Below are 12,221 nucleotides of genomic sequence, written 5' to 3' on the forward strand. Positions count from 1 at the left end.
TATTTAGGTGCTTTTGGGTAATGGATATCGCCTGCGAGTTTACTTCCACGGATCAAGGACTACCTTGACACAGCCGTCGTCTTTCTTATCGAAAATTTCATAGCCTTTGGCAACTTCATCCAGCGAGAGACGATGGGTAATAATATCATCCAGGACTACCCTTCCGGATTGTACATGGTCCATCAGTTCATCGATGATCGGATGCACGCTGCACTGGCCAGCCTTGATGGTTATTCCTTTATCAAAAATCTGCCCAAGCTTAAAATTATCATAATTCACAGGATAGACTCCTACTATGGAAACAATCCCTCCACGCTTTACCGCACTCATACAGGCTTCAAGAACCTTAATAGAGCCTTTTTCAAAATTTACGACCGCTTTCGCTCTGTCCAGAAGATTCCTTTCGGGTTCAAACCCAACAGCATCAATGCATACATCGGCGCCTCTTCCATGCGTAAGGTCCCGGATCTTTTGCACCGTGCTTTCGGCATCTTCCCACAGGATCGTTTCGCAACCGGTAAGCCTTTTAACCTGGTCCAGCCTGTACTGTAAGGTGTCCACAACAATAATCTTTTTGGCGTTATAAAGAATCGCACTTTTTGCGGCCATGGAACCTACCGGTCCAGCTCCGAAGATAGCTACGCTTTCTCCGCCTTTCAGTTCTCCCCACTTAACGCCGGTATAGCCAGTGGGGAATATATCGGTAAGGAACAATACCTGCTCATCCGTAAGATTATCCGGAACGATCCGTGGACCGAAATGAGCGTAAGGCACCCTGACATACTGCGCCTGGCCGCCGTCATATCCTCCATAAAGGTCCGTATACCCGAAAAGGGCACCTCCTTTTTCAGTGAAAATACCGCCTTCCGGACCGTAAAATTCCGGATTGCTGTGTTCACAGGCTACAGGAAGGTCATTCTGGCAGAAATGGCAGCTACCGCAAGCCACTGGAAACGGAACAACGACTCTGTCCCCGACTTTAAGATTGGTAATATTTTTTCCTGTTTCTTCCACGATGCCCATAAATTCATGGCCCATCACCATCGGACGAGCCTGCGGAATCCCGCCTGAATAAATGTGAAGGTCACTCCCACATATCGCGGTAGAAGTTACTTTTAAGATAATGTCATTGGCATCCTGGATTTGCGGATCATCTACGGTATCGCACGCTATGTTGCCAGGTGCATGAAAAACTGCTGCTTTCATAATGTTAATATTTGGTGTTTGGTGTGTATCTTTTTACAATTTCATGTCCATACCTCTTGGCTGTGGAATCTAGAAATGTCTTGCTTTCATCATTAATGGATTTGAACGGGTGGTTAGGCTTTTAATTATTTGGATTGAGTCTTTCCTACCCTTCCTATTTTGGTGTGGCATGTTGTATTATTTATTTTCTGCATCATGGATGAGCCTGCTGATGATTTTATTAAGGTATTCCTCTTCTTTTAAGACTTTTCGATAGGCTGTTCTGGCATAAAGTGAAAAAGAAGGGTTGTTCATTTGTATTTCCGCCTCTAAGTCCGGAAGTTCAGGATGCTCATGCGTGCCTACATCCAGAATATATTCCTGAATATAATGATCAATCACTCCCCTGATGACCTCACAATGCGTACTGGTCTTGATTTTCTCCAGGGACTGAATTAGAAAAGCTGTTACTCCATAGGAGTTAACAGTACCCGGGAATGATGATTGGTATTCATTATTCTGTTCAGATATTCCGGAAAGAGGTAAAGCGTCGTTTTCAGGGTTCATATATTTTATCAGGTTTATCAATTATCGGATGCGTGCAGGAAAGTCTCAAAATGCCTGAGGTCTTTCTTATCTTTAATCGTAAGGCAGAATATGATCTGTTCAGGTTCTTCAAAGCCTATATTCTGGAAACAATCGAAGCAGGCGATCTGTGCCTGGACGTTTTCTATACCCGCTTCCTTGAGAATGATAAAGAGCAGGAAAACATGATCCTTTATCTCTTTTGCATAGACTGTGGCGTCTTTTTCAAAGCATATTCCCTGGTGGATCACCCGGGTAAAATGCTCGGACTTTAGTGTTCTGACTATTTGCTGGCAGTTCATACCGGAAGTTTCAGGGTTAGAAATAAGCCATACAGAGCAGTACAATTCACCCTATATGGCTTTAAATAAAACTAATCTTCTTGTTCTGCATCAAAATTGATGAAGGTCTCTGCAATATCGGTTAGATTATAATCTGTATCTTCTTCTTCCTGCAGTGTTTTTTCCAGAAGGTCCGCTACCTTGTCATGTCCCATGGTAATGGCCAGTTGGGCCAGGCCGCCATAAGTAGCGATTTCATAATGCTCAACTTTCTGTGCAGCAATGATTAATGCGGCATCACGGGTCATACTGCCTTCTTCTGTTGATTTGATGATTTCCTCACCTTCCTTGATGATGCCTTTGATGGCCTCACATTCTTTTTTCTCAGGAGTTTCTTCCAGAAGCCTGAATATTTTCTCCAGGCGGCTTACATGCTTCTGGGTCTGAAGCTGGTGATCTTCAAAGGCTTCTTTAAGTTCTTCTGTCGTTGCTGCCTGCTGCATTTTTTCCAATGCCTCGATAATGGCATGCTCTGCGAAATAAATGTCTTTAAGGGCACTTAGAAAGAACTTATGCAGCGGTGAGCTTTTCATTTTATCTTCATTAACCGTTGCGTTGTCTACCTGAGTTGTTTTTTTAGAAGAAGCCGTAGCTGAAGAATTACTCCCAGCTGTAGTATTGGTTTCTGTTGTCTTGGTTGCCATAATGTGAAGTGATGTTTGATGAATAAGATGACCTCTTTAAAAAATAAAGAAGTACTCGTTTAAAAAGAATTATGAATTATTACGTCTGCCTCCGAATCCTGATCTGCCTGATGCTCTTCCGCCTCCATGGGAAGCCTGGCCCCCCATACGCGCTATTCTCGTACGTTCAGCTTTGCTCATTGAAGCAAAACCTCTTCCTGAAGAACCCGAACCTGAATTAGATCCTCTGCCTGAGCTGCTGCTACCAGAATTAGAACCGCGTCCAGAGTTACCACTGAATCCCGATCTTCCTCTTCCTGGTCCTGAACCTGATCCACCACGGCCCGAGTTACCGGAGCTGCTGTTTCCTGAGCCTGATTCTCTGTGGGAAGCCTGTCCGCCCATGCGGGCAATCCTTGTACGTTCAGCTTTGCTCATTGAAGCAAAACCTCTTCTGGAAGAGCCGTTGCCGGATGAAGACGATCTTTCTCTTCCTCCACCGGACCGTGATCCTCCAGATCCGGATCCAGAACCAGACTTTGAACGGCCTCTTACGCTGCCGGAAGAAAATCTTCCCTGGCTGTCCCTCTGCTGGTTTCCACTTCCTCTGCCCCCATTATTATCATCGTCGTCCTCCTCATCATCATAGTCTTCGTCGTCATAATCTTCATCATCGTAGTCCTCATTATCATAATCTCCGTCATCATAACTGTTGTTGAAGTCATCTTCATAATCTGAAAAATCATCATCATATTCTTCATCATTGGAGCCGTCTTCATAGCCATGCTCGTAACCCAATTGGTAAATCTCTTCAAAGCTGTCTGATGCATTTGAATTTGCTCTTGAACCACGATTGTTTGAATTTCTGTTGTTCATAACTGAATTTTTATATTAATATTAAGTGATGGTTACTGCAATCCGTAACTAGTATTGGACGGCAATAGATTTGGTTTAAATGGATAAATATCCCGATAACAGGTGAAGAAATATGAGAAATGTCTATCTCAAATATAAAAACAAATAAATCACATTTATATGACTTCAGTTATAAGGATTCCGTTTCAATATAAAATTTTACGGTCCTGGATCTTTAATATTTTGTTTTTCTCCATTGCCTTAATCGTCCGTATTGCGGTTTCTACGCATAATCCGGTAAGGCTGGCCATCTGTTTCCTGGTTAAAGGAACCATAAATGAGTAAGGTTTTTTGTTACTCTCGAAACTCTTCAGGTAATCCATTAGTCCTTTCAGCCTGGTGGTAGGATTCTGAGAGGAAATGTTCTGCATCATGATGAACTTATGGTATAAGCCCTGTGAGATGACATTACTGATTTCCATACATAATTTGGGTGACCTATCCAGAAGACTGAAAAAAGAAGACTTTTTCAGCCGTATGACCCGGCAGTCCGTAATCGTTTCAGCATTCATGGGATAAGGTTTATCGATAAAAAGGATACTTTCACCGCAACTTTGGCCGGCAGACAAGATATCCTGGATAAACTCCTTGCCATCTTCGCTGTAATTATTAAGCTTTACCTCTCCGCTTACAATCTGATAATAATAGTGGGGCTGCTCACCTTCATTAAAAATGAATTCCGAAGGAGTATAGTCTTTTGCAGTAGCTCCCATTGAATATAAAATTTCTTCTTGAATAACCATAGCTTTGCTTTTAGTTGTGCAACATTTACTTAATCATTAAGTAAATTCACTGGGAAATACATTAAAAACGAGTACAAAAATCAAACCGTTATTTATACTATATAAAGTTAAATATGATTAAATAAATTAATTTTATTAGGATAAATTAATTAATTACACAATAATTATTTGATTTATAATTAATTTCAATAACAAATATTTAGATGGTCACAGATCTTGAATATTGCATCATGATGAAGTTCTGTGACTGACGTGAAAAATAGTTGTTGATTATAGTAATTCTACTGCTATAAATAATCAGGCAGCCAAATTGTTAGAAATAAAGAAGAAGTTTTTCCATTGTAGTGAGATGCGTCAAGGAAAGACATACCCTTATAAAGCATAAGGTTTGGAGCAGATTTCATAATATTTTACTTTGGTGGTGTAAATCAAAATTATGAAGATCTCTCTAAAATATTTATGACCTAAATCATAAAAGCTTGTAATCTAATATATTTCAATTCAATTCAGCAATTGAATGTAAAATATTAATAAAAAAGCAGAGTATGAACTCTGCTTATATCAACTATCTTAGTTTATTACATTAATCAGGAACGAAATTTTTGCGCGCCAGTTCTTTTCTTACGCGGCTCAGGCTTTCAGGAGTGATGCCTAAATAGGAAGCGATCATCCACTGAGGTACCCTTAAAAGAAGGTCCGGATACATTTTGATAAACTTCATATACCGCTCTTCCGCAGTCTCTCCCAGCAGGGAATTGATTCTGTCCTGCAGGCTCCTGATATGTTTCTGGGCAATAATGTCGCTTTTTTCAATACTGTTTGGAAACTGTTCTACCAGACGGCTGAAAAAATCAGGATGCAGGAAAAGAACTTCTGAATCTTCCACAGCTTCTATATAATAAATGGATTTCTCATTGAAGTACAAACTGCTGCGGTCAGAAATCAGCCAGCTCTCCGGAGCGAATTGTATAATGTGCTCCTTTCCGTTTTTATCAATGGAGTACATTTTCAGCAATCCTTTTTCCACGAAATAAATATTCCTGCATATTTCACCGTACTGCAGAAGAAACTGGTTTTTGGAAACTTTTTTTGCCTCGTAGTGCAGATTGCACAGATTCAGCTTTTCCAGAGGGACTTCCAGTACCCTGGCGAGATAGGTGTTAATATTATTCATCAGTCGAGCTGTTTTATAGATATACTCTGATGGGAAGCGTCGTTCAAAGCTTTCCCGTGTTCAACAACAATCAGCTGAGGGCTCTGGTGGGTAATTCCGAAATCCTCCGCAATTTTATTTGAAATCGGCCGGTACGCCAGCAGATCAAGATAATACAGTTCTGCATCCGGAGCGGCCTCGGCTACTTCCTTCTCAAAATTCCTTAAGACCGTTTTACTGATGAAGCAGCTTGTAGAATGCTTAAATATAGCAATTTTTTTATGATGAGAACGTTCAATGGCTTCTGCCAGTTCCTGTCCAGATTCTATCGGTTTCCAGAAGGATTTTGTTTCCGGCTTATCTTCACTACCGCCAAATATTTTATTAAAAAAACTCATACATTAAATTGTTTAAGGTGATGGTCAAGGTGTTTAAACTCCAGAAAACCCCAGTCTTCGGCCGTCATGTTGCCGAAAAGAACATGCCGGGCTGGCAAACGCTGTTTTTCATAGGCATTCAGGTATTCTCTCATAGTATTCAGCAGGCTTTCTTTCGATTCCTTAAAGTCACATTCAAAATTAACGATTAGTTTTTGAAAAGTAGGCATGTTTCTCGGAATTCCGTTGTTAAAAATCTTCATTTCTTTTTTCGTGGCTATACCAACCATCCTAAAAAACAGATTAATTTCAGGAAGATTTATTTTGTTTAAAGGAATCTGTAGAACAAGGTCACAGTGCTTCATCATCTGGCAGACATCCATCTTCCCCCACTGTGCTTGTGCATCTTCCCTTATATATGAAATCCTGCGGACCAGTTCTCCGAAACAGGCAGGATCATGCAGGCTCTTATTTACCAGCATTGATCGCGTTTCAGGTTTTCAATATGGGCAAAATGATGGTTGCAGTGCCACACATACAAAGCAAGATAATATCTCAGGTCATGGTCTTCCTGATGTTCAGGGTGGTGGAAAGTCCTTTCAAACTGCCGGTTGGTAAGGGTTTTCAGGAGTACATACCATCTCTGATGGGTTCCCTTGATCATTCTCATTGCGGGTTTGATGGAGATTGCGGTACTATCCTGAAGTTCTGCCCACCGTGCTTCGTCATAAGGCTTAATGGTAGGATTGTCTTCCGTGAGTGCCAGCTTAAAGCGGATAAAGCTGTTGGCATGGCTGTCTGCAAGATGGTTAATCAGCTGCCTTATCGTCCATCCTCCTTCCCGGTACTGGGTATCCAACTGTTCGTCTGTGAAGTCTTCAATCAGGTTTTTCAGCTTTCCCGGAAAGTTCCTGATGACTCTGGTGTAATGCTCCAGTTCCGCATCTGAAATGGATGCCGGTGCGTTGAATCGCCCGATGGGAAATTTCTTATTTTCTAAATCATTCATTTTTATTGATCTTATTGCTGGTATTGAATTGTTATTTCGGCATCTCCGGCTGCAATTTTTTTGAATAAAAGAAGGACAGGCGCATATTCTTCCCAAATGGCCGATTTGTCCGATTATTCCGTTCTGGACAATTTTTTGAAGTTAGTTTTTGTAAATTTATCAAAAATTCGAGAAATCTAAATATGAAAAAAGCGTTAATCATCGTAGATGTGCAGAATGATTTCTGTGAAGGCGGTGCCCTTGCAGTTCCTGAGGCCAACCAGATCATCCCGTACATCAATCTGCTTATGGAGGAAAACGAATATGACCAGATTGTTCTTACCCAGGACTGGCATCCTGCCAACCATAAAAGCTTTGCCAGCAATAACGGCAGAAAAGTAGGTGAAAGCATCATCCTGAACAGCATTCCGCAATTCATGTGGCCGGATCATTGTGTGCAGGGAACCTTTGGGGCAGAATTCCATAAGGACCTGAACCGTGACAAGGTAACCCATATCATCCAGAAAGGCAAGAATCCTGAAATCGACAGCTACAGCGGATTCCAGGACAACAACCATTTTATGAAAACCGGATTGGATGATTTCCTGAAATACCATGACATCCAGCTGCTTGAAATCGTCGGGCTTGCCATGGATTATTGTGTGAAATTTACCTGCCTGGATGCTGTGGCCAACGGTTATGTCACCTGCCTTCACTTCAACGGCACCAAGGCAGTGAATGTAAAACCGGATAATGGCAGGGATGCACTGTATGAAATGATCCAGAAGGGCGTTACTGTACTGGGATAGCCTTATTTAGTTGTGAGTTAAAAGTTATGAGTTATGAGTTTTTGCAATGAACATAATTATTTAAACCTTATACAATCCTGATTATCTAAAATAAGACTACGTATTGAGTTATGAGTTATAAGTTAAGAGTGACGATTTTTTGCAATACGGCTAATTTTTTAAACTTTGTACAGTCATAAAAGTATAAAAATAAAACCGCAGGAAATTTTCCCGCGGTTTTTTCTATTTTGAAGTAACAATTACAAAGTGAAAGCTAACTCATCACTCATAACTTTTAACTCATAACTCTTAAAGCATTTTAAGGTTATTCACCTCAAGTTCCGTTAAAATTCTCCAGTGGCCTCTCTTGATATTTTTCTTGGTAAGACCTGCAAACATCACTCTGTCCAGTGCTTCCACTTCATAGCCAAGCCTTTGGAAAATTCTTCTGATGACACGGTTCCAACCGATATGAATTTCAATCCCGATCTCGTTTTTAGGCTTTCCTTCAATATAAGAAATCTGGTCAACGGTGGCTACCCCTTCCTCAAGACGGATCCCTTCGGAAATAGCCTTCATATCTTCACCGGAAAGCTTTCTGTCCAGCGTTACATGGTAGATCTTTTTAATGTCGAAAGACGGGTGGGTAAGTTTCTTCGTCATATGTCCGTCATTGGTCAGCAAAATGACCCCCGTGGTGGAACGGTCCAGCCTTCCGACAGGAAATACGCGGTAAGGCGATGCATTGGCTACCAGATCCATTACTGTTTTTCTGGCCTTATCGTCTTTAGTCGTAGAAATATATCCTTTGGGCTTGTTCAGAAGGACATATACCGGTTTTTCAGGCGTAATACTTTGCCCGTCAAAAACCACACGGTCTGTCTTCTGCACCTGGTATCCCATTTCCGTCACTACCTGGCCATTTACTTCGACCAGCCCCTGTATGATCAGGTCATCCGCTTCTCTCCTGCTGCAGATCCCGGAATTGGCGATGTATTTGTTGAGACGGATGGTATCTTTATGAAGATCCTTACTTATTTTATTCAGCTTTCTCTTCTGGATGTAAGATTTTGCACGGTCATCATCCCTATCCGTTTTACCGAAAGGTTTTTTGCCGAATTTCAGGTTGCCGCGCTCATATTTATCCCTGCTGTCGAAATCCTTACCGCCCCTTCCGCCGGATCTTGATTTCCCGAACGGCTTACGTTCTTCGCTTTTATGGGTGATATAAGATCTTTTCTCCGATTTGGATTCACCTGCTGCATCATTCTTTTCAGCGCTGTCCTGTGGCTTTTTGAAAGCTGTTTTAGGGAACTTGCTGTTGCTGCCTTTATGTTCGCTGTTTCTCTCTCCTGCTTTAGGGAAAGATTTTTTAAACGATTTCTGTCCTGAAGAATTTCCAGACTGAGAACCACGAGAACTTTCAGAACTTTTCCTGGCTGAAATTCTTGGTCTTTTCGGTTTTTCTGAATTATTATTGTCTCTGCTCATTCTAAAAATTTCTGCAAAGATAGTAATTTAGTTACGAGTTAAAAATTAAGAATCATAACTTTGTACTTTATACAATAATAATCTGAAGAAATACCGAACCCATGATAACATTCTTAGATGATCATTTCTCTCAGCTGAATGATTTTCTCCTTGAAAAGTCTTTCAGTAAAATTTTTATTCTCACGGATGAAAATGTCCACGAGTACTGCCTGCCGGTATTGCTGGGAAACCTGGATACCGACATTGCTTTTGAAATCCTTGAAATAGAACCCGGTGAGGAAATGAAAAACGTACAGACCGCCAACCAGCTTTGGGAAATCCTTACGGAAATGCAGGCGGACCGCCAGGCGCTTGTCATCAATCTCGGGGGCGGCGTTATTACGGATATGGGCGGATTTGTAGCGTCAACCTATAAACGGGGCATACGGTTCATCAATATCCCCACCACCCTGCTTTCCATGTGCGATGCATCCATAGGAGGCAAAACGGGCATCGACTTGATGCATTATAAGAATATGGTGGGAACTTTTTCCTTTCCTGAACAAATTTTTGTCTATCCGAAATTTCTTGAAACCCTTCCTTTCAAAGAAGTGAGGAGCGGTTTTGCAGAAATGCTTAAACACGGTCTTATTGCCGATAAAATCCACTGGAACGAACTTACCCAGTTACCAAAGCCAGACAGTGAATCTGTGATCCCGCACATCCAGACTTCCATGGATATCAAGCAGGAAGTGGTGAATAAAGATTTCCAGGAGAAGAATATCAGGAAAACGCTTAACTTCGGGCATACCATAGGCCACGCTGTTGAAAGCCTTTGCCTGGAGCAGGGAAATCCTGTATTGCACGGGGAAGCCGTAGCTGCCGGTATGATTTGCGAAACCCATCTATCGTACCTGGAAGGACTTATTTCTGAAGAAGAGTCAGGTATCATTATTGACGCTCTGAAAAAATATTATCCTTATCTGGACATCAGTGACTTCAGCGATGATGCTGTTTTCGCGCTGTTATTTAATGATAAAAAGAACACTGACCGCAAAATCAATTTTTCATTGCTCACCAGTATAGGTTCATGCAATTTTGACTATCAATGTAGTGAAAAAATGATCAGAAAGGCATTGAAATTCTATCGTGAAATCAATACTATTTGATGTTTTAAAACATAAAAATCATCAAAAACTGAATTTACCTCCAATATAAAGGTTTCATATATAACTATTTAATTTTCAGTCATTTAAATTTAAATTATTTTATATTTCAAGCTCAAAACAACGTGATATTTATCATGAAAACCTATTTTGGCAAGCAATTTGAAAGATACTGTTCGTCCAAAAGGACAAGAGTAGAATTTAAAATTAGAGAAATAGTAAATATTAAAAAATTTAGGTCATGAAAAAATTAATTTTAGGATTAGCTATTACAGCTGGATCTTTAGCATTTGCTCAAACAACATCTACATCTTCAACAGGTTCCGCAACATTCGGTATTAAAGCGGGAATGAACGTTTCCTCTCTGTCTGACGGTGCAGATTTAAGTGATTCAAAATCTAAAATCGGATTTAACGCAGGTGTTTTTGCAAATATACCATTAGCAAGCTCATTCAGCTTACAGCCAGAGGTTATCTATAATGATCTTGGATCAAAGGTAACAAGAGAAGGTAATGTTCTAGGAAATACATATAAAGCAGAATATTCCAGAAATTTAGGTTATATTGCTGTTCCTGTAATGTTCCAGTATAATGCAACTCCAGAATTCTATCTTGAAGCAGGTCCGGAATTTGGTTTCTTGGTAAGTGCAAAAGATAAGATGAAGAGCACTGTTAATAACAGTTCAAACACACAATTTGCATCTTTAAATAAAAACGACTTCCAAACTTTCAATTTTGGTATTGGAATTGGTGCAGGATATTATTTTATTCCAAATTTAGGAGTTACCTTACGATATACAGCAGGTCTTACCGATATTTACAAGAACAATAACGGTGACTCTGTGAAAAACAATGTATTCCAAGTTGGTTTAGCTTATAAATTCTAATTGCTGAGCAAGAACAAAGAATTTTGATTTCAATAAGGCTCAGGTTTATTCGTAAGCCTGGGCTTTTTTCTAAAATACATAAAATGCAGGGCATAACAATAACTGGTTAATTTCTTATAAAAATCTTAAAAAGCTCATTCAGAACGCATTTTGGCAAGTGTTTTGCAAAATACATCCAGTGTGATTGAAATATCACGCATTTCAAATAGTAAAATTTAAACGTAAAATTATGAAGAAGTTATTTCTAGGACTGGCTGTCATAGCCGGTGCTTTTACCTATGCACAGGAAACAACAACGACTACGGTAGCCGTTATGTCTACCCTGAAAGAAAAAGAGCCGGTAAGATTCGGTATTAAAGGAGCAGCGAACGCTTCTCAGTTCAGTGAACAGCAACTGAATACCAAAAATCAGAAGTTAGGATTTAATGCAGGTGTTTTCGTTAATATTCCCCTGTCAACAAAATTCGCATTACAGCCCGAGGTTTTATACAACCAGATAGGCGCAAAAAGCGTTCTTAGTTCCTCAGAAGTACAAACCGGAAACACTACGGTAAAAACAGAACAGAACGTAAGCACTACCCTGAATTACATTTCAGTACCATTGATGGTTCATTTCAGACCTACAGAAAACTTCTATTTTGAAGCAGGCCCTGAATTCAGTTATTTCATTGATGGTAAAGATAAGGGAGAATCCATAGTTTCATCTACTACAAATGGAACAACATCAACGCAGATTCAATCAGCTTCAAGGGACATTGATAAGGATGCGATCCAGCGTTTTAACTTCGGTTTAGGACTTGGTCTCGGATATTACTTCACCGATCACTTAGGCATTAATGCACGATATGTGAACAGTCTTACCCATATCTATAAAGATACTCCTGTAGGACAGAACCCAAATACCAACAGAGTATTCCAGTTAGGACTAAATTATAAGTTCTAATTTTAACAGATACCCAATTAACCTTTTATAAAAATCCGGATCTGCATGTTTGCAGATC

Annotated in this window: 15 protein-coding genes; 4 read left to right on the plus strand and 11 right to left on the minus strand. The window is 40.2% G+C overall.

The annotated features are described in order from the left end of the window. Positions 1–39: 39 nt before the first annotated feature. From QE404_RS06860 to QE404_RS06905, 10 genes are all read right to left on the minus strand, one after another. Entirely contained in the window at positions 40–1,206 is a 1,167-nt protein-coding gene (locus tag QE404_RS06860; RefSeq protein ID WP_307448362.1) for a zinc-dependent alcohol dehydrogenase, read from the minus strand. 177 nt (positions 1,207–1,383) lie between these two features. Further along, on the minus strand, positions 1,384–1,752 hold the full coding sequence (locus QE404_RS06865) for a hypothetical protein (RefSeq protein ID WP_307448365.1): 369 nt from the start codon (positions 1,750–1,752) through the stop codon (positions 1,384–1,386). A gap of 17 nt (positions 1,753–1,769) precedes the next feature. Beyond that, positions 1,770–2,072, minus strand: coding sequence for a hypothetical protein (locus QE404_RS06870; protein WP_307448368.1), 303 nt, complete (start codon positions 2,070–2,072; stop codon positions 1,770–1,772). A 71-nt stretch (positions 2,073–2,143) separates the two neighbouring features. Continuing rightward, a complete protein-coding gene (locus tag QE404_RS06875) occupies positions 2,144–2,755 on the minus strand; it encodes a ferritin-like domain-containing protein (protein WP_307448371.1) in 612 nt (203 codons plus the stop codon). 69 nt (positions 2,756–2,824) lie between these two features. After that, the gene (locus QE404_RS06880) at positions 2,825–3,610 is read right to left on the minus strand and encodes a KGG domain-containing protein (RefSeq protein ID WP_307448374.1); all 786 of its coding nucleotides are present in this window, start codon (positions 3,608–3,610) and stop codon (positions 2,825–2,827) included. Positions 3,611–3,795: 185 nt separating this feature from the next. Continuing rightward, positions 3,796–4,392, minus strand: coding sequence for a Crp/Fnr family transcriptional regulator (locus tag QE404_RS06885; protein WP_307448377.1), 597 nt, complete (start codon positions 4,390–4,392; stop codon positions 3,796–3,798). Between the two features lie 583 nt (positions 4,393–4,975). Next, the gene (locus tag QE404_RS06890; RefSeq protein ID WP_307448380.1) at positions 4,976–5,566 is read right to left on the minus strand and encodes a Crp/Fnr family transcriptional regulator; all 591 of its coding nucleotides are present in this window, start codon (positions 5,564–5,566) and stop codon (positions 4,976–4,978) included. After that, positions 5,566–5,943, minus strand: coding sequence for a bacillithiol system redox-active protein YtxJ (gene ytxJ, locus QE404_RS06895; protein ID WP_307448385.1), 378 nt, complete (start codon positions 5,941–5,943; stop codon positions 5,566–5,568). The genes QE404_RS06890 and ytxJ overlap by 1 nt, the downstream gene beginning before the upstream one ends. After that, positions 5,940–6,404: a DUF1569 domain-containing protein gene (locus QE404_RS06900; protein ID WP_307448388.1), complete on the minus strand. Its 465-nt coding sequence runs from the start codon at positions 6,402–6,404 to the stop codon at positions 5,940–5,942. Before QE404_RS06900 ends, ytxJ begins: the two co-directional genes overlap by 4 nt. Next, the gene (locus QE404_RS06905) at positions 6,395–6,931 is read right to left on the minus strand and encodes a YfiT family bacillithiol transferase (protein ID WP_307448390.1); all 537 of its coding nucleotides are present in this window, start codon (positions 6,929–6,931) and stop codon (positions 6,395–6,397) included. The genes QE404_RS06900 and QE404_RS06905 overlap by 10 nt, the downstream gene beginning before the upstream one ends. Before the next feature lie 182 nt (positions 6,932–7,113). Here QE404_RS06905 and pncA point away from each other — a divergent pair, with 182 nt between their 5' ends. Beyond that, the gene (gene pncA / locus QE404_RS06910; protein ID WP_100074315.1) at positions 7,114–7,719 is read left to right on the plus strand and encodes a bifunctional nicotinamidase/pyrazinamidase; all 606 of its coding nucleotides are present in this window, start codon (positions 7,114–7,116) and stop codon (positions 7,717–7,719) included. Between the two features lie 288 nt (positions 7,720–8,007). Here the strand turns inward: pncA and QE404_RS06915 are convergent, their stop codons facing one another. Continuing rightward, positions 8,008–8,925, minus strand: a complete 918-nt coding sequence (locus QE404_RS06915; RefSeq protein WP_371935235.1) for a pseudouridine synthase — start codon at positions 8,923–8,925, stop codon at positions 8,008–8,010. A gap of 365 nt (positions 8,926–9,290) precedes the next feature. Here QE404_RS06915 and aroB point away from each other — a divergent pair, with 365 nt between their 5' ends. The 3 genes from aroB to QE404_RS06930 all read left to right on the plus strand — a co-directional run bounded on the left by aroB (position 9,291) and on the right by QE404_RS06930 (position 12,163). Next, positions 9,291–10,337, plus strand: a complete 1,047-nt coding sequence (gene aroB / locus QE404_RS06920; protein WP_307448399.1) for a 3-dehydroquinate synthase — start codon at positions 9,291–9,293, stop codon at positions 10,335–10,337. A gap of 238 nt (positions 10,338–10,575) precedes the next feature. Continuing rightward, positions 10,576–11,220 (plus strand): porin family protein, encoded by a 645-nt coding sequence (locus QE404_RS06925; protein WP_307448401.1) that lies wholly within the window; start codon positions 10,576–10,578, stop codon positions 11,218–11,220. Between the two features lie 229 nt (positions 11,221–11,449). Continuing rightward, positions 11,450–12,163, plus strand: coding sequence for a porin family protein (locus tag QE404_RS06930; RefSeq protein WP_307448404.1), 714 nt, complete (start codon positions 11,450–11,452; stop codon positions 12,161–12,163). The last annotated feature ends 58 nt before the right edge of the window (positions 12,164–12,221 follow it).

The organism is Chryseobacterium camelliae (assembly GCF_030818575.1).
Classification (GTDB): Bacteria; Bacteroidota; Bacteroidia; order Flavobacteriales; family Weeksellaceae; genus Chryseobacterium; species Chryseobacterium camelliae_A.